The organism is Streptococcus infantis, from assembly GCF_021497965.1.
In the GTDB taxonomy this organism is placed as follows: domain Bacteria; phylum Bacillota; class Bacilli; order Lactobacillales; family Streptococcaceae; genus Streptococcus; species Streptococcus infantis_B.
Window position 1 is genome coordinate 1,509,104 of sequence record NZ_CP046525.1, and the last position, 24,741, is coordinate 1,533,844.

At 40.4% G+C, this 24,741-nt stretch carries 17 protein-coding genes and 3 pseudogenes; 4 read left to right on the forward strand and 16 right to left on the reverse strand.

The window, feature by feature from the left end:
* Positions 1-1,655 (forward strand): annotated as a pseudogene (argS, locus tag GOM46_RS07425) (arginine--tRNA ligase).
* Positions 1,656-2,539: 884 nt separating this feature from the next.
* Here argS and GOM46_RS08490 read toward each other — a convergent pair.
* The 3 genes and pseudogenes from GOM46_RS08490 to GOM46_RS08390 form a co-directional block, all read right to left on the reverse strand.
* Entirely contained in the window at positions 2,540-2,641 is a 102-nt protein-coding gene (locus GOM46_RS08490; RefSeq protein WP_414930179.1) for a class Ib ribonucleoside-diphosphate reductase assembly flavoprotein NrdI, read from the reverse strand.
* A gap of 2,736 nt (positions 2,642-5,377) precedes the next feature.
* The gene (locus GOM46_RS07435; RefSeq protein ID WP_235083471.1) at positions 5,378-5,527 is read right to left on the reverse strand and encodes a hypothetical protein; all 150 of its coding nucleotides are present in this window, start codon (positions 5,525-5,527) and stop codon (positions 5,378-5,380) included.
* 3,164 nt (positions 5,528-8,691) lie between these two features.
* A pseudogene (locus GOM46_RS08390) lies at positions 8,692-9,308 on the reverse strand (cadmium resistance transporter); the annotation flags it as partial.
* A gap of 131 nt (positions 9,309-9,439) precedes the next feature.
* On the opposite strand from GOM46_RS08390, the pseudogene GOM46_RS07450 reads away from it, so the two are divergent.
* Positions 9,440-9,625: pseudogene (locus GOM46_RS07450) on the forward strand (FanG protein).
* A gap of 77 nt (positions 9,626-9,702) precedes the next feature.
* Here the strand turns inward: GOM46_RS07450 and rpmG are convergent.
* Both rpmG and rpmF read right to left on the reverse strand, forming a co-directional pair.
* Positions 9,703-9,852: a 50S ribosomal protein L33 gene (gene rpmG / locus GOM46_RS07455; protein ID WP_001265622.1), complete on the reverse strand. Its 150-nt coding sequence runs from the start codon at positions 9,850-9,852 to the stop codon at positions 9,703-9,705.
* Between the two features lie 15 nt (positions 9,853-9,867).
* Positions 9,868-10,050 carry a 50S ribosomal protein L32 gene (gene rpmF, locus GOM46_RS07460; protein WP_000290417.1) on the reverse strand — a complete coding sequence of 61 codons (183 nt, stop codon included), beginning with the start codon at positions 10,048-10,050 and terminating at the stop codon, positions 9,868-9,870.
* A 218-nt stretch (positions 10,051-10,268) separates the two neighbouring features.
* Between rpmF and ilvD the strand changes: the two genes are divergently transcribed.
* Entirely contained in the window at positions 10,269-11,972 is a 1,704-nt protein-coding gene (ilvD, locus tag GOM46_RS07465; RefSeq protein WP_235083474.1) for a dihydroxy-acid dehydratase, read from the forward strand.
* A gap of 55 nt (positions 11,973-12,027) precedes the next feature.
* Here the strand turns inward: ilvD and GOM46_RS07470 are convergent, their stop codons facing one another.
* The 3 genes from GOM46_RS07470 to tgt all read right to left on the reverse strand — a co-directional run bounded on the left by GOM46_RS07470 (position 12,028) and on the right by tgt (position 15,582).
* A complete protein-coding gene (locus GOM46_RS07470) occupies positions 12,028-12,369 on the reverse strand; it encodes a metal-sulfur cluster assembly factor (RefSeq protein WP_004250665.1) in 342 nt (113 codons plus the stop codon).
* A gap of 117 nt (positions 12,370-12,486) precedes the next feature.
* Complete coding sequence (locus tag GOM46_RS07475) at positions 12,487-14,304, reverse strand: acyltransferase family protein (RefSeq protein WP_235083475.1); 1,818 nt, start codon at positions 14,302-14,304, stop codon at positions 12,487-12,489.
* A gap of 135 nt (positions 14,305-14,439) precedes the next feature.
* Complete coding sequence (tgt, locus tag GOM46_RS07480) at positions 14,440-15,582, reverse strand: tRNA guanosine(34) transglycosylase Tgt (RefSeq protein ID WP_235083476.1); 1,143 nt, start codon at positions 15,580-15,582, stop codon at positions 14,440-14,442.
* A gap of 116 nt (positions 15,583-15,698) precedes the next feature.
* Between tgt and GOM46_RS07485 the strand changes: the two genes are divergently transcribed.
* A complete protein-coding gene (locus GOM46_RS07485) occupies positions 15,699-16,556 on the forward strand; it encodes a DUF975 family protein (protein WP_235083477.1) in 858 nt (285 codons plus the stop codon).
* 48 nt (positions 16,557-16,604) lie between these two features.
* Here GOM46_RS07485 and GOM46_RS07490 read toward each other — a convergent pair whose 3' ends face one another.
* The 8 genes from GOM46_RS07490 to GOM46_RS07525 form a co-directional block, all read right to left on the reverse strand.
* Entirely contained in the window at positions 16,605-16,967 is a 363-nt protein-coding gene (locus GOM46_RS07490) for a DUF1304 domain-containing protein (RefSeq protein WP_006151369.1), read from the reverse strand.
* A gap of 10 nt (positions 16,968-16,977) precedes the next feature.
* Positions 16,978-17,394 (reverse strand): MarR family winged helix-turn-helix transcriptional regulator, encoded by a 417-nt coding sequence (locus GOM46_RS07495; protein ID WP_006151306.1) that lies wholly within the window; start codon positions 17,392-17,394, stop codon positions 16,978-16,980.
* 163 nt (positions 17,395-17,557) lie between these two features.
* A complete protein-coding gene (locus GOM46_RS07500; RefSeq protein WP_235083478.1) occupies positions 17,558-18,421 on the reverse strand; it encodes a DUF2262 domain-containing protein in 864 nt (287 codons plus the stop codon).
* A gap of 149 nt (positions 18,422-18,570) precedes the next feature.
* Positions 18,571-19,698, reverse strand: coding sequence for a LysM peptidoglycan-binding domain-containing protein (locus GOM46_RS07505; protein WP_235083479.1), 1,128 nt, complete (start codon positions 19,696-19,698; stop codon positions 18,571-18,573).
* Between the two features lie 175 nt (positions 19,699-19,873).
* The gene (locus GOM46_RS07510; protein WP_235083480.1) at positions 19,874-20,488 is read right to left on the reverse strand and encodes an HAD family hydrolase; all 615 of its coding nucleotides are present in this window, start codon (positions 20,486-20,488) and stop codon (positions 19,874-19,876) included.
* Positions 20,489-20,491: 3 nt separating this feature from the next.
* Positions 20,492-21,772, reverse strand: coding sequence for an MATE family efflux transporter (locus GOM46_RS07515; protein ID WP_235083481.1), 1,281 nt, complete (start codon positions 21,770-21,772; stop codon positions 20,492-20,494).
* Positions 21,773-21,832: 60 nt separating this feature from the next.
* Positions 21,833-23,317: a threonine synthase gene (gene thrC / locus GOM46_RS07520; RefSeq protein ID WP_235083482.1), complete on the reverse strand. Its 1,485-nt coding sequence runs from the start codon at positions 23,315-23,317 to the stop codon at positions 21,833-21,835.
* A 74-nt stretch (positions 23,318-23,391) separates the two neighbouring features.
* Positions 23,392-24,669, reverse strand: a complete 1,278-nt coding sequence (locus GOM46_RS07525) for a gamma-glutamylcysteine synthetase (protein WP_235083483.1) — start codon at positions 24,667-24,669, stop codon at positions 23,392-23,394.
* Between the last annotated feature and the right edge of the window lie 72 nt (positions 24,670-24,741).

A 24,741-nucleotide genomic window follows, 5' to 3' on the forward strand; every position in this document is an offset into this window, starting at 1 on the left:
ATGAATACAAAAGAATTGATTGCTAGCGAGTGGCTAGCGTCATTGATAGCCTGGACAAGAGGCTATTTTAAATATAGAAACACCTAAAACTCAGATATGGAGATGTCGCCTTCCCGCCTTCTCATTGGCAAAAGTTGAACGGTAAAGTTCTTCAAATGATTGCTGCAGATAGTGCGAGAGAAAAGATGATAGCCAACTTTGAAAAGGTTGTAGGCAAACAGTCATTACGTCAACTTTCCTTGAAAGGCTGCCATTTCTGGTCAAGTGACAGACGTGCATTACTGAAAAAAATCACTACGGCTAGACCCAAACAAATTGGTAACCAAGAAAATGTCGTTATCGACATGTCTAGCCTAATATTGCTAAACCATTTTCAATCGGGTCACTTCGTTCAACAGTATCGGTGACAGCTGGTCACATATATTCCAAAAAATCGCTATTCAAACTGTCAAGTCAACCATGGGAGACTGGGGCAAACAGTTTGGGATGTTGATGTTGCCTACAAGAAATGGGGGAACGAAGAAGCAGTTACGCTATCCAACTCGATGAACTTCGCAAACTATGTCGCATTAATGCTGAAGCTGAGAACGATCAAGCTTGGATGAGGAAGCACCGTGAATGGTCCGCAAACTGTTGAAAACGGCGATGAGGAAGCTCTGTCTTGGCATGGTTCCGCGATGAAAGCTTGGTGGAATTTACCACGTCAACAATGAACTACAAGTGAATTTGACGACAGCTACATCGGAGAAGCCTTCTACAACGGATAAAGATTGCCAGTTGTAGATATCCTCGCTGAAAAAGGACTATTGGTCGGAATCAGAAGGTGCCCCCAAGTTGTGAATCTGAAAATATGAATTGAAACACCAGCTCTTATCAAGAAATCTGACGTGCAAACTGTCTCTACATCACACGGACTATGGCTGCCAGCCCTTTATCGCAAAAAACGAGTACCAATTTGCAACTATATAACATGTGTCGGCAAGATGCAATCTGCTCACTTCAAACAGCTCAAGGAAGTTACTAACTAAGAAATGGGTTAACGATGGAGCCAAGACATTGGTCCATGTGCGTTTGGATCTGGTAACAAAAGTTAAGGAAAGAAACTTTCTACTCGTAAAGGGAATGTTATACTTGTTAGGAGCCAACGGTTGCAGAAGCCCATCAGCCGGCAAAAGCGCAGATCGAAGCCAAAAATCCTGAACTTGAAAACAAAGACCAAGTCGCTCATGCTGTTGGAGTTGGGGCCATAAATCTATGACCTTAAAAACTGACCGTACCATGCTACGGACTCGACCTCGAAGCTTGGTATCCTTTGAAGGCGAGACTGCGTCCTTATGTCCAATATGAGTTATGCTCGTATCCAATCCATCTTGCGTAAAGCCGAGTTCAACCGAGCAAGTGCCAATATAGCTTGAACGACGCTGGTGAAAGCGGGAAAATCATCAAGTCATCCAAGACTTCCCAAGTAGTTACTAAACGCGCAGCGACAACTACGAGCCTTCTACATCGACTACATTTGCGATAGCTCTGGCTCAAGCTTTAACAAAATACATGCCACACTACGTAATTTGGATGAAAGTCCAGAACGTGACAGCGCTAGCCCTTAGCTACGCAACTGCAGGTGGGTCCTCAAAGAAGCCCTTCGTTGTGGGTGATAGAGGGCAGAGAAGATGTGATTCAGTACAAGAGCTGGACTAAAGTTATCCTAGTCTCTTGACGGCAATCGCTATGAGGGTTTTTCCTTAAACGTGCTTCACTAATTAATAACAAGTATGCTAGGCGCTTACAGTACTATCACTCGAAAACAATAAAAAAATTTACTTTATCTTACCTCCTACTTCTGTTATCACTTAGGGAGAATTTTTAGAGCCATTAATGCTTATATTCTAGTTGTTATCAGTCCTTCTTTTTTCTCTTTCTTGTGTCACAAATTATGAAAAAGAGAAACTTCAAGACTTGCTTCAGAACCACTATTGAAAGACCAAGCTTTTCGTGCAAAATATCAAAGAGAAATCCAAACGATAGAACACATCAATGATGTCATTGACTACTCACAAGGCGAGACCGTTTAGGGATTCCCTTTCAAAAGAAATCGGTTGATGACGAAATTCGCACTAACAAAAAGACTCGAGGATGCATTTCTCGAGTCTTTTTTATTTATTTTTCTGACCGCTAAGATTTTCTACCAAGGATCACAATCCCTACGGATACCATGGTTTCCCCCACCACAAATGGTGCTTGAATCTTCATCAAAAATTTTCTCAGAGACCAGTAGCAGAGCAATCGCTAATAGTAGCAAAGCTCTCATAGCCATAATATCCTTGACGCTTGGTTTGCGTTTTTATACTTTAAAAATGATCTCTGTACTTTACTCATTTGAACTGTTCCTCTTTTGGGGGGGGGAAATAATTCTATGAATCCATGGGATAAAAATCTATCCCAGCACTCTATCCTCTTACAAGGATTCAAAGTTCACTAAAGCTCTGCAATAATACCTGCAACCTCTTGATATCTCCTAGCATTCCGCGCATTTTCAAAGTCAGTCTATGACTGGAAAACCAAAAGCGCTGCTATATCGCTTTTGGCGGTCAACACAGTATTGGTTATTGAAATTGCGGTTACCCGATCCTACGACATCCAAAACACTTTGCTAGCATTAATCACCATATGCGATAAAGTCAACCATACTGGAGTGGTCAAGATTTCCACATCCTCCATTATCAACGCCATTTGCCACCTTCTAGGTGAATATGGGTTGGGACCCGACGTGGAAATGGATCGTTGGTAGAAAGCCACTATTGGTTGTCAATCTTCAAAGAGTCTTCTCCTTCCTTGACCAATGTCTTTAATATGAATTTTTTTCCACATCAATATCGCATACTGCTCCAACAAATAAGCTTTCAAACGTGTCGACAAAACTCTCCGTGTTTCCCGCTAATGCTGATATAAACTAAGGAATTTTTTTCATCTTTTCCTCCCTCCTTTCTCGAATCCAAAAAATACTACGCAAGATTGTATCTGATAGTTAGCCTTTGTCCTCTTAGGCGATTCTTCCTCTTGTGATTCTGTTTAGTTTCCTTTTTGCTGACGCCATATTTTATAAAGAGCTATTCCCAAAAGAATAACATTGATGACGATGAATATGATAGTGTTACTTTTGACATGATCCTTCCTATACGAAGGGTGTCGTCTTAATCAATTGCATGGCAAAAATCTTGGGATTATTCATATTGTTCATAGACCACCCAACAATATAATAGTAAAGACATATCAACATAATATAGTGCCATACTGTAATTGCTTACGACTAGGAACACAAAGGCTACTACAATACTATGGTAGCAATAAAAGCAATTAGTATCACGTTAAAAATAGAGTGGGATGACTCTGATACTTGTAAGCATAGTTAACAGCTCATCTATTTGTTGAGCACTAAGTGCCCAACATTTTCTTGGCTACACGAAGGGCTTCCTTATTAGGGGACTTGAGTGAAAATTCCAACTACTGCCAAAATGAGCTAATCGGCTGATAAACTAATAAATCCATAGATTAGATTGGTTTCTTTTCATAAACGTCAACCTCCTCACATTTTTTAAACTTATTATAGCATATTTAAAAATGGATAACAAAAGTTAGAGGGTTACATCAATTCTGCTTTGCCGATAAGCCTTAGGAGACTTTCCACAAGGTGTTTTCGAAAAACCTTGTAGAAGTACCCGAACATTACTATAGCCCAACCGTAATAGCAGATTATCCTCATAATACTTCATCATTTGTAGAGAGGCAAGAGTTGCGCAGCCTTGATTGCGTTTGCTTATTGAGAAGTGGGTTTTTTTCGCCAAAGGTTGAATTGGTTTTCCTTCTTGATAACTGCCCGAAATGACATCAGTGTTGATAAAGAGGTCCTGCTGATCATCGCTTGAGCGATAGCTCTTTTTTATAGTCTCTACCAATGATTTCGAGAACACTGACAACATTTTTCATTCATGCGGTATTGACCCAGAGAGGAAGTCAACAAAGGTTACTTTCTTTGTGTATCAGCGACTAAGTACTCAAAAAGTTTGTGATGGGCTGAATATTCTGACGATATCTTGTCATATCATCCTGCTTTCAGATGCTCGAAGAGATGAAGACATCATACCAAACTGAGTAAACGTTGCTTGGTGATGGATACTCTCGGTGTTGTTTCTTCTAGCAACAATCTTCTCGAGTAGGTTTAACCTCATCGATAATCTGCTGAAGATTTCCCTGGATAATAACTCGATAGATTGGTTTTCATAATATGATAAGATAACCTTTCAGACGTGATCTGATTTACAGTTCCATAAAAAAGTGCTTTTTCAACGTCAAACTTCACACTTCCATTTTTCAAAGTTTAACCTGATAAGGTGACTCAAAAGGCAGAACGAGTAAAAACCATCGAATTTCTGATCTGCATAACAGCTGCCATTTGTAAACCCCCGACCCCCCCCCTGCCCCCCCCCCTTTTGTCCGATCATTTTTTGTTTTCCTCTCCTCCCCCCCCCCCACCTTTCTCTTTTCCTCCCTTTATCTTTGTTTCCCTGCTGTATATTTTTTCTAGTTTCCTTTCCCCCTCCCCCCCCCCCCCTTTATCTTTCCCCGCTTTGTTTACCCCCCACCCGGGTTTTTTTTCCCCCGCTTCTTACGTCACTCCCCCCCTCCCGACCTAGGAGTAGTAGGAATGACAAAATCCCCTTGTTTTTCTTTTGGAAAGACCAATCCACCAGCTTTCTTTTGTTGGGGAAAGATGCCCCTTAATGCTTCCTCGTCTAATTTTTTGCTTAACAACATCTCTGGTCCATGCACCTTCTCACGAAGCTGACCAAGCTTTTCCCTCAAGTAAATGCTTCTAGTTCAACTTATCAACTGTTTGACAAGATAGTCTACACATTGAGGTTCATAGCTTTTTTGACATAGTCAATTCTTGGTACCAGAGAGAAGATATAGTAATGCATCTGGCAACATTCCTTCATCTCTCCAATCATTTTCAAGACCTGTCTGTCGGGGCATGTTGACATCAGAAATTAACGACATCTACATGGTGCTCACGACATGTCCCAAGCGTCATCAATGATTCAGCCGTCGCGACGACTTCCATATCCCATTTTTTTCAAAGGAATCAAACGCTTAAGCCCTCTGTATCATGTATCGCATCGTCAACTATATTACTTTATACATGTTTATCCTTTCGCTGCCCGTCCTGAATGTTGATTCGATAATGAACTCCTCCTGTTCAGCCTATTCTCCTAATATCATAGTGCGTTTCTCCAAAGTAAGCACAAAACGTTTCGGGGATATTCACAATCCCAATAGACCGTGTCCGCCCTTAATAATCTGCTGTGTGTTCAAAGGTTCTTTAGTCCAGTTTAGCTTGAATTCTTCTAGTTTTTTCAGCAGACATCCCACGACCATTATCGGTTACCAGATTTTCGACATAGCCATCTTTTTTCAAAGCCTTTATACGATCACTTATCTGTTCTTTGTGATCACCCCATGGGTAATACAAAATAATTTTCCATAAAGGGTTGGAGGGTGAACTTTGGAATACGCATCTCTTCCAACTCAGGATCAATTTTAAATCCATAGGCATGGATTTTGATAGCGAACCATACAGAGATAACTGTACTTCCGACAAAAACCGCACTTCTTGTTTGGGGTCCGTTTCTCGCTGTCAGAGATATTATTGCGTATGAGACTACTGAACTCATGAGTGATATCATCTAGTTCATTTTTGATTGTTCCATCACCGCATACATCCGCAAAAATTCCAAAGTATTATCATGAAATGCGGATTAAATCTTGAGCTTGTAGCGCTTCCGCATGTAACTGGCATCTTTTGATTGAGTTACAGTTGAAAAATATCGTGAATATTACTTTTCTAGTCGATCCAACTATCATTTGTCTCCTCGGCTATTAGAAGTCAATTCCTGGTCCCTTTTTATCTGTGTCGATTGCTCTTGGTCTGCTCTCCCCTTAGTAATGGCTTGGATAGAGTCACCAAGTCCACAACCTGACTTTGATAGTCAGAAAAAGTCCTCTTAAAAAGGGTCTATGATAAAATAGATAAGAGGGCGACTCAAAAATAAGTGCCGAACCTCGCTAAAGCTCCCACTCCAAATAACATAATCCTTTGGTACCGCTACTCGAACTTGATAACCATGGGCTGTTGTTCCCTACTAAACCACGATTCATTATTCCCTTTTGCCCCTATATAGAACATATCTGTTTCATATGTTGCAAATGATCAGTTACTGCTACAGGACATTGGGGGGTTTCCCCTAGTATTGTCAATCGCCTTATAGAGAATTCTGGTTCTATGGGGCGGAAATATAAAATGACTCCGAGAGGCTGGTCCGAGATAGGATCAGCTACTGAACAGCGAAACTATTAGCATCTGGTTTTGAAGTGCTCAGCGGAATTTTCTGTCCACCTCGGTTTTCCTCTTTTGGACCAAATACTCTGTTGATCCTGTAGAACAATCGAAACACCCGTTACAAATCGTTTTCGCACGTATATATCATCAATATTTTTCATAAATGGAAACAGAAATATAGGCGACGCCTTGCGTTCAACTGCCAATAAAAAATCGGTGTACTGAGACTGAAATACTTATAAATCCCTTCAATGCGGGCTTGATTTTCTACCAACCTTGAGCCAGACGAGTGGATTCACGGTAAAATATTCAACCTCGTCGACAGTCCGACCAAGACACGTGACTAACTCGACTTGTCTTCCTTTTCCGCATATCCCCAGTAAGCATAGTGACAGCAATAGAGCAAAAACAAGTGATAATAGCAATCATGACCAGACTATATAGCCTAAGAAGTGAGTGGAGGCGAAACTGTTTGGTTATTATTTTGTGGCCAATTTTTTTCATAATACTCTCATAAACAGGCTCCAACAAATCGCTAATAAAGAGTGCCACATTCCAATACCTACAAAAATAAGGAGGGCTGGCATTTAACCATAATATTCAGTAATACAACACCAAGACCCTACCAAGAAGAACTTGGCCATGCTGATAGGCTCATAAATAGTCCGATGAAAAGACAGCTTTAGGGTGTTTTTATAGGACAATTCAAGTAACCTTGCAGTTTTAAAGACCTGCATAGCCTAGAAATACCAAGGCTACTAAAAGATATTTAGAAAGGTTGCTGCAATGAAAATAGTACTGTTTGGCTAATTGAATCATCATATTACAACCATAATCAAGATTAAGTCAATCCTATAAGAGGGGGGGGGGGGGTGTATAAACTGAGATTTTGCTTTTTACAAAATTACTCTTAAATCAAGCCCCATGCTTCCTTGAACGATAAGCAAGATAAGAATACCGTGTTCTGCATATAACTCATGAGAGTTTTGCACTAGCGTGTGCTATACAAAGACCACTCCTCCTGCTAGTGTCAATAACCAAAAATAAGCCGTCGCTCATCCCCAAAAAGAAACGATGAAAGACTAGCTCATGAAATTTCCCACGGTTTTGCCCTCCTATCAAATTATCTAGTTTTATTATAACATATTCCGAAGCGCTCTCAAAATAGGAGCAAGTAAAAAGGGCAAGCGAATTTACTCATTCCTTTTTTATGAAGTAAGCTTGGAGTCGGGGCCCTATCCTTGTTAAAAGTGTACAACACCAACTATAAAAATTACATATTGGTTTACCAATATGTTTTGCTATAATAAAGAGAGAAAGAGATACCGATTAATATAATCAAAGAACAAAGGCTTTCCAGGGCAGATGGATATGTTTTAAAATTAGATAATTACTATTCACTTATTATTTGACAAAAATAACGAAAGGGTACAAGACATGACTATTTTTATTTTAAGAACACCGGTGTTTTGGATTGCTCTTATTTTGAGTCTTTTCTCTGATAAATTTGTTTCAAAACAACATAGTTCAAAATCGTAAAAATCATGTTAGTCGTATATTATCATATCTGTTCTAAGTTTTTTTAAGAATAAAGGAATTTGTTCAGTCCTGTTTCTTTTTTTTTTTGTTTCCTGGGTGCCAAAATGTCATTGAACAATAAATGACAAGTGATAAAATGTGTAGGTCATTTCAAAATACAAGATAAAACGCTCTAGACAATGGACTAGAGCGTTTTTTTTCTCCGTATGTATTGATTCGTATGACTGCTTACTGTCACTTCATGTAAAAAGAGTTAATATTATTTCTATTTTAGCTGTTAGAGAGGGTGAACGTTTTGTACATCAATTTTTTTTTAAGAATGCTACATATAAAAATGTTAGAGTGATCTGGTAGAGTAAGTAAAATAGTTTTTATCCCTAGTTGATTAAAAATTTCCCGCTGAATTTCCTCTCTTTTTAAAATAATATCTAATTTTCTCACCCCCCTCGCACCCCTCGTCTTCTATTATCCAAGATGTTTTGATTGGCTATTTACGCAGATGGTTGGAGTCAGGGAATCCATACTTAGATTTAGTAAACAGGCTTGATCCAGACCACGAGTTTCTTCAACACAGCAAGGAGATAAAAGAGGTTATTTATCTTGTTTATTATCGGTAAACTGTTTAAATACGAAGTGATTTTTTTTGGACTTTTTGCCTTTACTCAAAGGTAATTTCGTTTGGTGCGGATTGTACCGTTTTGTTGATTTATAATATTTCACTTGGGCATATACTATGCTTTTTTTCATAATTTTCTTCCTCAACTAGCCGGAACACAGAGTCCTTGCATGTCAAAGCTGTTGTTTTCAATCAGGCTATACTCCCCAATCCTAACTAAACAACGGCAATAGAACCATCGTGCTATATTTTTCCCAAAGCCTTCTCCCACAGAAGGGCTGTGCTCAATTTTTGGGCAGAAGAAGACAAACCAGAGAAGGTAAATCATGACTAGAAAAGTAGTAGAAGCCACTATCAATTTCGCTAAATTTAAGGTAATAAATATGGAGCACAAAACACAAATATTGTCAGCACCACAACTTGCAAAAGTAATCATAGCGGCTAGAAAAATCAGGTTTTTTCATCTTTGCGCAAAACCTCGTTATTTTTGCAATAGATTCTTCTCCATCCGAATCTCCTGAAGCAAAACCTTTGAGTCCTAGGAAAATTGGAATCACACCCGAGCAAACCTAAAATCCTCTTTACTAGGAATTATTTAAGACGAAATGCCAAAAGTAAACTTATCAATAATTAGACTAACAGAGCCTAGAAATTGGTCCTAAAATAGATGTTAATGATGATCCTTTTCCTTTCTTCCCCTTCTGCCTTTTTTTTTCTTTTCTCCTTTTGGGCCAAAAAAAATAACCTTAGGATAAATAAGTACGTCTAAAAACGGCTGTCCCCAGAAATCACCATGATTATTGAAGTTAAAAAAGTTCACATATTGAACCATTAAAGCAACCTTCATTCAATATATTTTTGATGAACACCTCATTCAAATATATTTTTGAATGTATTTTAACATTAAACTTTGTAGATGTCAACTTCAGCTCCATCAAAATATAGATAAAAAGGTAGTGTAGCAAACATTAAAAAGTCCTTCCATCGAAATGATAGCAGGGCTTAACTTCAATATCCAGATGATATATTTATCTAAAAAAGGTAGAGAAAAAGGTAGAGTTTGGACTGAAATATAGTGAAATGTATTGAAATTGAAAAAAGAAAAAACGCTTGAAATCAGCGTTTTTCTTATGTATTGATTCGTATTGAATGCTTACTTCACTTCTGTAAACACAACGTGTTTGCGAAGTTTTGGTGAGTATTTCTTCAATTGAAGACGGTCTGGAGTGTTACGTTTGTTTTTAGAAGTAAGGTACAAGCGTTCACCAGATTCTTTGTGTTCAAGTGTAATATTTACGCGCATGGTATCTCCCTTCTATTATTCAGCTGATGCAGCTTTAGCGATCTTACGTCCTTTGTAGTATCCTTTAAGTGATACGCGGTGAGAACGTGAGTAATCTCCAGTAGTTTCGTCAAAGTTTACAGATGGAGCTGTTACTTTGTAGTGTGTACGACGTTTGTTTTTCTTCGCTTTTGAAGTGCGACGTGCAGGTACTGCCATTTCGTTTTTCTCCTTTTAAGATATAAATTCAATTAGGTTTGATTTTCATCAACTTTAATAGTATATCAAAACTTTTTTGTAAAGTAAAGTTACTTGACAAAAAAAGTTGTATTTTTTTATCGTACACTGCTGAATTGTCTGAAAATTCAAGAATTTTCTTCTGTTATTCATGCGAAAATTGTGCTATAATGGAACAAACTGAAATGGGGGGGACTTGAATGACAGAATTAGATAAACGTCATCGTAGCAGTATCTATGACAGCATGGTAAAATCGCCTAACCGTGCCATGCTTCGTGCGACTGGTATGACAGATAAGGACTTTGAAACACCGATTGTTGGGGTCATTTCGACTTGGGCAGAAAACACACCGTGTAATATTCACTTACATGACTTTGGGAAATTGGCTAAAGAAGGTGTCAAATCTGCTGGTGCTTGGCCTGTACAATTTGGAACCATTACCGTAGCAGACGGGATTGCCATGGGAACGCCTGGTATGCGCTTCTCTTTGACGTCTCGTGATATTATTGCGGACTCCATCGAAGCTGCTATGGGTGGTCACAACGTAGATGCCTTTGTGGCTATCGGTGGCTGTGACAAGAACATGCCTGGTTCTATGATTGCCATTGCCAATATGGATATCCCAGCTATTTTCGCCTATGGTGGAACTATTGCACCCGGAAAACTAGATGGCAAAGACATCGACTTGGTTTCTGTATTTGAAGGAATCGGTAAATGGAACCACGGTGATATGACAGCTGAGGATGTCAAACGCCTGGAATGTAATGCCTGCCCTGGACCTGGTGGTTGCGGTGGTATGTATACTGCCAATACTATGGCTACTGCTATTGAAGTTCTAGGTATGAGCTTGCCTGGCTCTTCTTCTCACCCAGCAGAGTCTGCTGATAAGAAAGAAGATATCGAAGCAGCTGGACGCGCCGTTGTCAAAATGCTTGAACTTGGGATCAAACCATCTGATATCTTAACTCGCGAAGCCTTTGAAGATGCCATTACAGTTACTATGGCTCTCGGTGGTTCTACAAATGCTACTCTTCACTTGCTCGCCATTGCCCATGCGGCTAATGTTGACTTGTCACTTGAGGACTTCAATACCATCCAAGAACGTGTGCCTCACTTGGCCGACCTGAAACCTTCTGGTCAGTATGTCTTCCAAGACCTCTACGAAGTCGGTGGTGTGCCTGCGGTTATGAAGTACTTGTTGGCAAATGGATTCCTTCACGGAGACCGTATCACATGTACTGGTAAGACTGTCGCTGAAAACTTGGCTGATTTTGCAGACTTGACACCAGGTCAAAAAGTCATCATGCCACTTGAAAATCCTAAACGTGCAGACGGTCCGCTTATCATCTTGAACGGTAATCTTGCTCCTGATGGTGCAGTTGCCAAGGTATCTGGTGTGAAAGTTCGTCGCCACGTTGGTCCAGCCAAGGTATTTGATTCTGAAGAAGATGCTATCCAAGCTGTCTTGTCTGATGAAATCGTTGATGGCGATGTTGTCGTTGTTCGTTTTGTTGGTCCTAAGGGTGGTCCTGGTATGCCTGAGATGCTGTCCCTTTCTTCTATGATTGTTGGTAAAGGTCAAGGAGACAAGGTGGCGCTCTTGACGGATGGTCGTTTCTCTGGTGGTACTTATGGTCTCGTTGTTGGACATATCGCACCTGAAGCTCAGGATGGTGGACCAATTGCCTACCTCCGCACAGGTGATATCGTCACTGTCGACCAAGATACTAAAGAAATTTCCATGGCTGTATCTGATGAAGAACTTAAAAAACGTAAGGCAGAAACAACCTTGCCACCACTCTATAGCCGTGGTGTCCTCGGTAAGTACGCCCATACCGTATCTTCTGCATCCCGCGGTGCCGTTACAGACTTCTGGAATATGGAACAGTCTGGTAAAAAATAATCAAATCAAAAGCAAGCCTAAATGGCTTGCTTTTTTGTAATTTCAAAATAGATAACTATCGTGGTGGCAGTCCAAGTGCTATGCGTCCATAACGACTAATGCGTGTGATCTTCCAAGCCGGAGACCAGGTAACTTCAACCTTGACATCTTCAATGCCATCAATTTGTTTTAAACCAGCTACGATCTCAATCGGCAAACTTTCTGCACAATCACAGGCAGTATCAGTGAAGGTCATGACAACTGTACAAAGACCAGCCTCATCTAAATGAATCTCATAAATCAATCCAAGATTGTATACATCTAGCTCTACATCTGTATCATAAACTTTCTCGAGTACTTCAATGATTTGGTCTTCCAATGCTAGAGCACGGTCATTAATCTTGATGTCTTCTCTCATTGTATTCCCTCCATTTTTTGACTGTTCCTATTTTCTCATAATTCTGACAATTTGGCAAGTTTTTCCCAATCCTGTTTAAAGCAAAAAAGTAGAGATAGAATCTCTACTTTTCATTGATTATTTTGATTTGACAGGTTTATCTGCAAGAGATTTAACAGCTGCGTTAATCGTTTCTGCATATAGTTTAGCACCTTCATCCTGCTTAGTAGTATCACTACCAAAGTGAACTTGGTCTGTCCCTTTCCAAATATCTGGATGATCTTTGGCTACTTGATTCCAATCTGCAAGTGCAATATATGGATATTTTTGTGCCAATTCACGCGCATAGCTTGCATACTGTTCTACGTAAGGTTGTGTTTCCTGTGTTGTGTCACCCTCGTATGGAGTTACAAGAACAAGCTGATGTCCCTTAGGTAGATTTGTTATCAGTAGATCAAGATCTTCCTTATAATTTTCAGGGTTATTGACACCAGTCGCGATGACTACAATTTTAGGCAAGGCTTTATTCTGACTGTAATTCAGCATCAATGCATTTGCTTGCTTTGTATTTCGACTGACTTGGCCATCAATCTGAGCATCTGGCAAGAGCTCCTTAAGTCCAGCTGAAGCACGCAAGGTTACAGAGTCTCCGATGATGGATACACCATCAGCTATATTGTAGCGACTTGCTTCTGCTTGATCGGCCATGGTTTTTGTTCGAGTAATATTAGTTTGGGCTTGATTGAGACCAGTAACCATCAAATCCGTTTCAAAGGCACCTACTTGTGGAGCTATCAGTATCACGACCAAGGTAATCAAGCTAAGAACACCAGCACTACCAGCAAAGATTGGTTTAATGTGTGGAATTTCTTTTGCCATTTGCAAGAGTTCAGTAGATTTTCCTGCTATCAAAGGTTCGATTACATAGAAAGAAAGGGTTGCGAAGAGATAAGAGAAGATGGTCGTTAAAATCACTGCCGGAATATTTCCCATTAACTGTGAGAAAATAATATAAAACGGCCAGTGGAAAAGATAAACAGCATAGCTGGTATCCGCTAAAAAGCTGATAATCTTTGGCTCTTTGATCGTCGGTGTCTTCTCATGCAAAAGGCGTGCTGCAACAATCATCAGAAGGGCAGCTAAGCTTGCAAACAAGAATCCAAGTAAATAAGCAAATAGATATGTAAATTTCACAAAGAAGGTCAGTAAGAGCAAGACTCCGAGACCAGCTGAAAAGACTAATAAGGTCTGTTTCAAGTCCAAGGTTTGATTCAAACGTTTGAGAAGAGGTGTCGTATGACGGACCCCTATCAAGGTAGCTAGGACACTACCTAGGAAGAATGGATAAACATGAGTCAAAGTTGAGAAGTAGAGTGTTGAGTAGGAGCTAACGATAAAGCTACCAATAAACATAGAAAGGAAGCTAACCATAAAAGTCGCTGAGGAAAGTAGGAAAATCATTCCTCGTAGTTGTCCACTTGTTTTTGCTCGCTTGGCCAAGAACCAAACTGCCAAGCCCCACAAGATATAATAATGAACTTCAACAGCTAAGCTCCAGTTGTGAACAAAGAGATGGGGGATAAACTGGGACTCATAACTTCCTCCTGTCAACATTTCATAGAAGTTAGTCATAAATCCAAGAACACCAGCAATTTGACCACCGATTCCTGCCACATAATCTTGACGAACCAAGAACGTGAAGGGCATAACAACGAGGACCATCAAAACAACCGGCGGAAAAATCCGATAAAAGCGTCGTCTGAAAAATCCTAGGATATCAATTTTACCTTTTTGTTCAAATTCTTCTAATAAAAGTGAAGTAATCAGAAAACCTGAGAAGGTGAAGAAGACGTCAACCCCAAAGAAACCTCCTGGGAAAAGCGTCTGAAAGAAATGGTACAAGAGTACCAAAAGCAAACCTGTAATCCTAATCAAGGAAAACCATTTAATACGCATACGAGTTTATTCTCCATTCATTAGATTAGCAAAAAAAGCCATCTAATTTTCAATCCATAGTACCTTTATTTTATCAAAAAAAACAGAAAAATCCTAAGATAAAACTTAGGATTTTTAGCTGATATCAAGCAAAAATTAGAAATTACGTCCAGACTTGTTATAGCCATATTTTTCAACAAAATGCTCACGGAATTCCAAGAGATTGTCATCCATAATCGCCTGACGAACCTGCTTCATGAGATTGAGCAAGAAGTAGAGATTATGGTAACTTGTCAAGCGGATACCAAAGGTTTCATCGGCCTTGAGCAAGTGGCGAAGATAGGCACGGGTGTAGTTCTTACAAGTGTAGCAATCACACTCAGGATCAAGCGGTGTAAAGTCCTCAGCAAACTGAGCATTCTTCACAACCAAACGACCTTGGCTGGTCATACAAGTCCCGTTACGAGCGATACGAGTCGGCAAGACACAGTCAAACATATCAACCCCACGAATAACGCCATCAATCAAGCTATCTGGCGCTCCTACTCCCATCAAGTAACGAGGTTTATTCTCAGGAAGGAGCTGAGTGGTGAAATCCAAAACAGCGTTCATCTCCTCATGAGTTTCTCCAACTGCTAAACCCCCGATAGAGTAGCCTGGGAAGTCCATGCTTACAAGGTTTTGAGCTGACTGACGGCGAAGATCTTCAAATCCTGCACCCTGTACAATCCCAAATAAACCTTGATCATGTGGACGACGGTGAGCTTTCAAGCCACGTTCAGCCCAACGGCTGGTACGTTCGATTGATTTTTTTACATAATCATAGGGTTGATAAAATTGAGGGCACTCATCAAAGGACATCATGATATCTGAACCTAGATTATTTTGTATTGAGATGGCCTTTTCAGGTGAAAGGAACATCTTAGAACCATTAAGGTGATTCTTGAAGGTTACTCCTTCCTCTGTGATATTACGGCTATCCGCTAGAGAATACACTTGAAAACCACCGCTATCTGTCAAGATTGGTTGGTCCCAGTTCATAAACTTATGAAGCCCACCAGCGCGGGCAATGAGTTCATCACCTGGACGAAGCCACAAGTGATAGGTGTTGGATAGGATTATTCCTGACCCCATCTCTTTTAATTCTTCTGGTGACTGAGTCTTGACCGTTGCTTGAGTCCCTACTGGCATAAACATAGGGGTTGGGAAGGTCCCATGTGGCGTGATAATTTCACCCAGACGAGCTCCCGTGTGTTTTTCTTTTTTGATCAAGCGGTATTTGATTGGCGAATCTGACATTTTTTACCTCCGAAGCTGGGAAAGACAGTCCCAGTTCATACTTTGTGCCCAAGGGCATACTGTATGATTCTATCAAAAAAAACAGGAACTGTCACGAACTATGGTATAATGAAAGAATGAAGTACCCAAAAATTAATTTAAAAGAAGTTCGCCAGCAGGCTAGACAATTTCAAGCTGAGCATCCTCGTCTGCTGCTTGTCTTTTTATTGCCAAGTATTCTCTTGATTCTATCGAGCTTCATCAGGCCTTTATCCCTGCTCGACGAGGGCATTCTTGAGCAGTCCTTCTTGAGTTTTCTAGGCATCACAATCCAGTCTGCTCTCTTTCCGATTGCCGTTGGATTTACAAGCTCCATTATCCTAGCTGGTGCTCTCTTTACTACCATTAATCTTTACAGAATTTCTGAGATAGAGCTTTCCTTTAAAGATAGCCTGTCCTTGCTTGACAACCGCTTCTTTACCCAGACTTTTCTAACTCTCTTACTCAAGCGTTTCTATCTCTTTTTATGGAGCATCCCTAGTCTTTTTGGAGTTTACTTGCTCTTTTATAGCAGTGCCATGGCTCGTAAATTTGTGGAACTTCATCCCGAATTTCCATCTGTCGACGTGACAAATTCAGATATCGAACACTTCCTGCTTACTTTCGCACTCTACTTCTTTGGTAGTGTCCTTGTAATGATTTTGGGAACCATTCTCTATCTTCCGCAATACTACGCTTATTCCCAAGTTGAGCTACTCCTATGTGACACCCTTGCTATCGGAATTGCTAAACCAAGTCGTGTGCTACATACCAGCCGCTTTCTCATGAAAGGCTATAAGTTTCAACGCTTCGTCCTTGATTTACAGCTACTTCCATGGTATCTCCTTATCTGGATAAGCTTTGGAATTGCAAGTATCTCTATCTTCCCTTATATCTATAGTAGCCAGATTTTCTTCTATCAAAGGTTACTTGAAATCAAACGCAGAAAAGTTTAATACTAGTTATTAAAAACCAGCACCTTCTATGGAGAGTGCTGGTTGTTTTTATTTAAAGAAAAGGATACTTAAGATCGTTAAGATTGCCGGTCCACCTTGCTTGAGAATGATTTTTTTATCTGCAGTTAAGGCACCATAGGTCGCTGCTCCTATGACAAATAAAACAAAGATTGTTACGATTTCTAAGCTATGTGAGAAATAAATTCCGTAAATAAGAAACACCCCAATCAAGGCATTGTAAATTCCTTGGTTTTTAAACAGTGAGGTGACAGATGGTCGTGCTAATTCTTCCTTGTTCATATTAAAGACACGGCTGGTTGCGTCTGATTGGGTTGCGATACTTTCCAAATAAAAAATATAAAAATGCTCGAGGGCAACGATAGTTGCTAAGATAGTAGTAATGATTGACATCGTTTTCTCCTTAAAATTCTATTTTTTCTAAACCTGAGACTAGTTTCGTCAGTAAAGCCGTCAGTTTTTTCTGTTCGGCTGTCGATAAGATGCTCTCCATCTGCTCCTTCACTTTCAAGTGATGTCTAGGTGGACTAAGCAAGAGTTGATTCTTGGCTTCTTGGGTTAATTCAACTAAAACTTCCCGCTGATTGACCGGATTACGCTTACGACTGACATAGCCTTCTGACTCCAGTATCTTAAAATGGCGGGTCAAGGCTGCTTGGTCAATCCGTAACTTCTCCTGAACAGCAATTTGGGTACAAGGTGATTTTTGTAGTAAAAACTGCAGGATTTGATAGCGGGTCAAACTAATTCCCAATTGTTTTTCAAAAAGTTGAGTGATGGTCTGATCTGTTAAATGGAGCTGGTACAGTAATTCATGCATTTTTAGTATTTTCTCCTTTTGCCAATATTTGATTTATCAATAATTGACTTATCAAGTATATTACAAATAAATTGACGATGCAAATCTTTTGCTCACTCCGAAAAAGCCTCTTGGTTTCAATCCCAAAAGGCTATTATTTCTATATTCTAGATAAAATCCAGCACTAACCTACCAAATCTGCTCGAAGGATTTCTCCCTCTTTATTGATGACAACTTCGATAGCATGGCCTGCAAAAATTTCCTCGCTATCATCATAGTAGAGAGTCAATTCCCCATCTTCGTTGATCGATAGTTCACTCAAGGAAAGTGAGTTGGTAAAATACTCTTCTGTTAACTCCACATCATTTTCATCTGAATCAATCCAGTCTTGGGCTGTTTCCCACAGTTCTTTGACGATATAGTCTTTAATCTTAGCATCTTGAACTTGGAAAGATCCCATAAATTTCTTTAAATTATCGAAAGAACTTGGAGGAAGACTTTCATCTGCACCCGCATCAAACATAGCATGAATCTTACCGCCTTCATAGGTGATGAAGCCTTCAAACCAAGAATAGGCTCTATTTAGGGTGAACTCCCCAATAGCGTCTCGAATGATAACAGGTTTCTGGTAGGTTTCGATCAAGGTCTCTAACCTAGCATCCGTAGATTGGTCATCTAGGTATTCCAGCAAGCGGTAGCAATTGTTCGCCACTTCTGACATATAAGGCTCTAACTCCATGAAGGGACGTTTTTGACACTTAATGCGGTGAATTTTGTAGGGTTCAAAACTAAAGCCCCAATGCTTTTCTTTAAATTCTTCCGGAGTCAGGAGCCATTCCAAACGTCCTTCAAGTTCAGAAAAGTCCTGAGTTTCGACATTGACACTAGCTTTAAAATGAACGGACGGCATTAGACACCCATCTTTTAAAGAAGCAGCCCCATTTACATTTTGGAGGGTAAAAATCAAGAGTTCGACAATTTCACCACAAAATTCCTGTTCAAAATCATCTCTTGTTTTCTCAAATGGGGGTTTTAATCGGTTTGTCATTCTTATCATCCTTTCGCTCTATGCTTAAAATCGTTAGTATAGCTTTGTATCCGCTTACATTATATCGTGTTTTAGATTTTATTTCACTTATAAAGTGTGTCATAACAAAAAAAGAAGCGGAAACTCAAGTTCCCAACTTCTCATTATTCTTAGTTCATCGATACGTGTACGTGGTCATAGTGGTTTTCTGTAACGCTTCCACGGTCTGGCATTGGATTCCATGTGTAGGCTGGTCCATATTTGCTATCGAATGGTGCATAGAAACGTTGTTTCCAGATGATGTAGCTGATGCCACGGCTAGCCATATTTTGGATAGCATAATCCGCAATTTGGTCTCCGAGAGCTGAGCTTACTGGAACCATAAAGTCAATGGCAAGACCTTTTCCGTGGTCTCCACTATCACCAGGACGGTAGCCGCTAAATGATGTAATACCAAACAAGTTCGCAACTTCTTCTTTAAAGGCAGCCGTTTGTGGTTGAAGACCTGCATTTTCTGATTTCGTAGCTGCGATACTTGCATAATCAGGTGCTGCTGGTGCTGCATAAGTTGTTGATGCACCTTGGCTTGCTTCAGCTTGGTAAGTTGATGGTGCTGATTGTACTTCTGTTACAGCTTCTGTTGTTGCTTCCGTAGTTGCTTCAGCAACTGTTGTGGTTGTTTCTTCCACTACAGGTGTTTCTGTTACTGGTGCTGCAGCCTCAGTAGTAGCTTCTGTTGTTGCTTCTGCTACAGGCTCTGCTACTGGTGTTGCTACTTCGGTAGTAGCTTCTACAGCTGGTGCTGCAGTTTCTGTTACAGCTTCTTCATTAGCTTGTGAATCTGTTGTTTCTGCTACAACTTCTGTTTCTTCAACTGGTTGAGTTAAATCTTCAACTTTTACAGTTTGGTCATCTACGATTACTTGGCTCTTTTTCAAATCTGCTGTTGCACTTGCTACATCAGAACCTACTTCTTCAGGTGTGTATACCTCAACACCTGTTACTTCTTCTTGTTCATTAACGATTGTAGTCAATACAGTATCTGGGAAAATCAAGTCAATATTCGTAATCTTGTTCAAGTTAGCAAGGACATTTAAGTCAACTCCCAAAGCTTCCGCAATCGTGCTTAAAGTATCCCCATACTTGATGGTATAACTTGTTTTATTCTCACTTTTAGCAACATCGTTTTGAATTTGCTCAACTGTACGTGGTGACCATGCAACTTCCTCTGCTTGAGCTGCCAAGGCAGGGGCAATTGATAAAGCTACCGTTGATGCTAAAATAATTCGTTTCTTCATACTATTCAAACTCCTTTTTCAATGTAGTACATGTCTATCATAACACAAAGAAAAAAGAAAAAAAGCCCTTTGGGGGCTATTTAACAGAACTGTACATTCGTTGTAACAAATCACATTACTTGAAATAGTTTGTTAGTTTCTTGTCATCAAGCTGACACATTCTTCCTAAAATACTCTAGAAAGAAAGCGAGCTAATATCTTCTAATTGCTCTATCTGTTGATTACAAGCTGCGGGAGAGGCAAGGAAATTGATACTCTGGATGCCACTGTTTTGAGCAAATTCTATATCCAAGGTTCTGTCGCCTATATAATAGGTACGGTCTGGGTTTAAATGGTATTTATTGATAAGGTAGGTGGCTGCTTCTGGACTTGGTTTGCGGGCAAATCCGCTCTGGCTAGTCAAGATTTCTGTAAAATAAGAATCCAATCCTAAATCACGTAAAATGGTAAAGGCATTGTCTCCTTTATGAGTATAGACAAATTGCTGAATTCCTTGCTTATCCGCCCAGGCTAGAACCTCACGTGCACCTGGCATCAAGACGACTTGAGCATTTTTTTCAGCCAAGCTCTGAGAACGAACTTGATTGAGAAGCCCTACATCTAGTCCTCGCTCTTTTGCCACTTGCTCCAATAAATCCTGGACAGAATATTTCAAGATAAAAGCTCTAACTTCTTTCTTATTGTAAGGAAGAGAAAACTGACGATAGGTTTCCTCAATTCCTGCTAAGATGGCTTCATAAGAATCCAGTAAGGTTCCATCTAAATCCCAAATAAAAGCTGTTTCTTGCATTTCTCATCCTTTCGATGTCATATAAACTTGATAACGATAGCGTAGGAACATCCAACGGAAACCATTATCCAAAAGCGTTCCTGCCCAAATACCAGGCAAGCCCCAACCAAGAACAATTCCCATCAGGTAGCCTGTTCCGATACGGATACACCACATCCCGATACTTGTTGCATAAAAGGGAAGGCGGGCATTTCCCAAACCCTGCCAGACAGCTGTATAAATGACTGTCCCCGTCGTCATAGGAGTCCCTAGTAGAGAGAACAGCGTCACTAAAACACTGGCTTTAATAGCCGCAGAATCACTGGTGTAGAGGTAACTTAGCGGTGTCCCAAGAGCATAGATAGTAAGCGTCAAGGGCAACATGAGAAAGAGGGATAGCCAAAAAGTTTGCCTACTGAGCTTGTCCACCCTTGCCCAATCATTCTCCCCTACTGCTCGTGCTACCTGCATAACTGTTGCCGTAGCAACACCAAAAGCAGGCATGTAGTTAAATTGAGTCAAGACTTCACCAATCGCGTTTCCCGCAACTGCCTCTGTTCCAAAGGAAACAACTAGGGCAATAATAACCACATCTCCAGCTCGCATCATGAGACGCTCTCCCGCTGCAGGTAAAGCTAAGGTCAGCAAGTCTTTGTCCAGTCCAAACCTTGGCCTCGTATATGGAAGTTTTAATTGTGACCACAAAATCACAACCCCGACCAAACGAGATAGAATTGTCCCCCAAGCTACACCAGCAATGCCCATATTAAGGATAAAAATAGCCATACTTGAAAAGACAATATTCAAGGCATTGGACAAGAGACTCACATAGAGGGGGAGACGAGGATTATGAGTAGCACGAATCAAGGCACCCAGACTAGTCATCAACCCCAGGAGAACGATTGTCCCACCAACTAAAGATAGGTATAAGCCTCCACTTTCAGCCACAGCCTGTTCAGTACCCAAAAGACCAATCATCTCTTGACCTGCAAAGATGGACAAGCCACCTAAAATTAAACTCAATAGCAAGGTTATCTTGAGAGCTTCTGTCACATGGTAGGCAAGTCTAGACTGGTCCTTCTGCCCCAGACTTTTTGAAATGACGCTTGAAATCGCAGCTCCTAGAGCAATAAAAATTGCCTGGTAAATGGTAATAATATTACCAGCTACTGACACACCCGAAATGGCTATCAAACCTAGATGGGCCACCAGATAACTATCCACCATTCCCATGAGCATCTGCAAGAAATTTTCACCCATGGCTGGCAGGGCTATGTTGAGAATATCTTTATATTTCTTAAACAATCCTTCCTCCTGATGAAAAGAAACTCAGTTAGTTGCCCAACCGAGTTTACTTCCTCTGTTTTAAAGTCCTAGATAAGATTCTACTGCAGCCTGCATATCTGCTGCTGCAACAGTTGTCTTGTGACAAACCGGAGCTGTTTCGAGACCATCAACTGCTGGTGGCACTGCTACTCCTGAGATTTCATGTAATTGAGCCAAGGCCTCAAAGTCACTAAGACCTGATTGTCCAGTCACAGCTTCTACTGCAACGACTGGGAATTTGTATGGACTAGCTGTTGAAGCAATCACAGTCTTAGTCGCATCACCTGTCGCTGCTTGGTATTTTTTATAAACAGCTGAGGCAACCGCTGTATGAGGATCCTCGATGTAAGAATTAGCCTCGTAGACACGCTTGATTTCTGCTGCTGTTTCCGCTTCTGTCGCATATTCTGCTGCAAAGAGATCAAGGATCTCTGCATCAAAGTCTGTCAATTCATACTGACCTTGAGTGTTCAAGGCATTCATGAGTTCAGCTGTCTTAACCGCATCATTTCCCAAAAGATGGAAAATCAAGCGCTCCAAGTTTGAAGAAACCAAGATATCCATAGATGGGCTAGTGGTTACCTTAAACTCACGCTTCTTGTCATAAACACGAGTTTTAAAGAAGTCTGTCAAGACATTGTTGTCATTTGAAGCACAGATCAATTTACCAACTGGTAGACCGATTTGCTTAGCGTAAAAGGCAGCCAAGATATTTCCAAAGTTTCCTGTCGGTACAGTAAAGTTAACCTTGTCACCGGCCTTAATTTCGCCAGTTTTAACAAGCTGAGCGTAAGCATAAACATAGTAGACAATCTGTGGTACCAAACGACCGATATTCATAGAGTTGGCTGATGAAAATTGCAACTTGTTAGCTGACAATTTCTCACGAAGAGCCACATCATTGAACATATGTTTCACATTAGTCTGAGCATCGTCAAAGTTTCCATCAATGGCGATAACATGAGTATTTTCACCCGTTTGAGTGGTCATTTGCAACTCTTGTACCTTGCTAACACCATCTTTTGGATAAAAGACGATAATTTCAGTTCCTGGTACATCCGCAAAGCCAGCCATGGCAGCCTTCCCAGTGTCTCCAGATGTCGCTGTCAAGATGACAATCTTGTTTTCCAAGCCATGTTTCTTAGCAGCTGTTGTCATAAAGTATGGCAAGATAGACAAGGCCATGTCTTTAAAGGCAATGGTTGAACCATGGAAGAGTTCCAAGTTGTATTGGCCATCAAGTTTGACAAGAGGAGCAATAGCTGGAGTATCAAACTTGCTATCGTAGGCATTGTTGATACAGTAGTCTAACTCTTCTGCTGTAAAGTCATCCAAGAAGGCTGACAAGACAAGTTTAGCCACTTCTTGGTAAGAAGCGTCTTTTAATGTGTCAAAATCCAAATCTACCTTTGGATAACTAACCGGAGTAAACAAACCTCCATCTGTTGCCAAACCTTGCAAAATCGCTTGGCTGGCTGTTACGGTATTTTTCGCATCACGCGTTGATTGATAAACTAATGTCATAAATCTCTATCCTTTATCTATAGTCTCATCCATTATAACATGATTTTTCAGAAAATTCTCCCTTTATAAGAAAATTATAGAGTCAATTCTTCTTTTAGAGGCTCTAAATAAGTCATTTCTCTCTGAGCTCTACTCTCAAGTCCTTGCTCTGCTATAGCCAGCAAGTCTTTGGAGAACTGGACAACACCAGCTGTTTCCTCATCTGTGAGTTGTTTCTTAGAAAACTGTCGTCTCAGAGACTTGTAGTCACGGCCAAAGTTTTCAAAGAAAGGAGCTGTTTCTAGATAAGCTTCAAGCTTGTCTAGATTTACCAACAAACCTAGATGAAAGGCTGCTGAAGTAAAGGTACGGTCTAGCGGTTGCGTACAAACACTACGGAATTCAATCGTCCCTCGAGTTGTTAAGTCTTGATATTGGTAACTACGGTGCGTCTGGAAATCCTTCTCTTGAGGAACCAGAAGAGTTTCTTTTCCATTTAGAGTATAGGCAGGAATTTCATCAGTAGCTAGGTAATCTCTAGCCCGAATTGGAGAAAAATAGTAGGTTTCCCCATCTCGTTCTGCTGTAAAAATCGCAGAGAGGTCTAGATAATCAAAGAAATCATCCTCATCTTTGAAGAGTTTTGCATTGACACCGACATTCTCTGGATAAATTCCATGCATGGATTCTTCCCAAAAGATATCTCGTGAAATCCGAGTATCCCAGTCTGCTCCCGAAAACTCAGAATTGGCAAATAAGTAAGCTTTTGCTGCTTCAATCTGAGTGAAAGCATTAATGACACGTAAGTAGTTAGCAGTCGATACATCCAACTGAACTTGACTCCCACAGATAAAGGCTCCATATTGTGGGAAGTCATGCAAATTAACTCTATCTTGGCGACTTCCCATATGTAGGTAATCCATCAGCATCTGGTAGCGTGGATAAGCCACCGGTCGATTGTCATTCTGATCCCAGTTTGGATGAATCCCCCAACCCTGAATAGCATGATCCTTTTCGCTTAGCTTTTCCTGAATGACCTTCATATAAGCTTGAAATCGTCCTTCGACCTCTTGGATTTTCTGGGCTCTACCAAAGGCAAACTCCAAGGTCGTATAAGAAACCTCAAACAAAATCCGATCCTGACTCGCAGGTTCTACAAGTTGAATCGGATTTCCGTCCTCGTCCTCTTTCTCAACTTCCAAGCTGAGAGCATCCACTAAAAATCGCATCAAATCCTTGGCGACTTCAATATCTGTGGGTTTCCCTTTCGTATGTACGATAGGAAACTCCAACTCAATCCCGATGTAGAGTTCTGGATTTTCTTTGATATTTTTTAAATAACGGCTTTTCAATATCCGAATAGAAGGGGACATACATACCTCTCACTCTAAATTCTCTTACTAGAAACATCAATTGCTTTCTATATTATACCAAAAAACTCTATG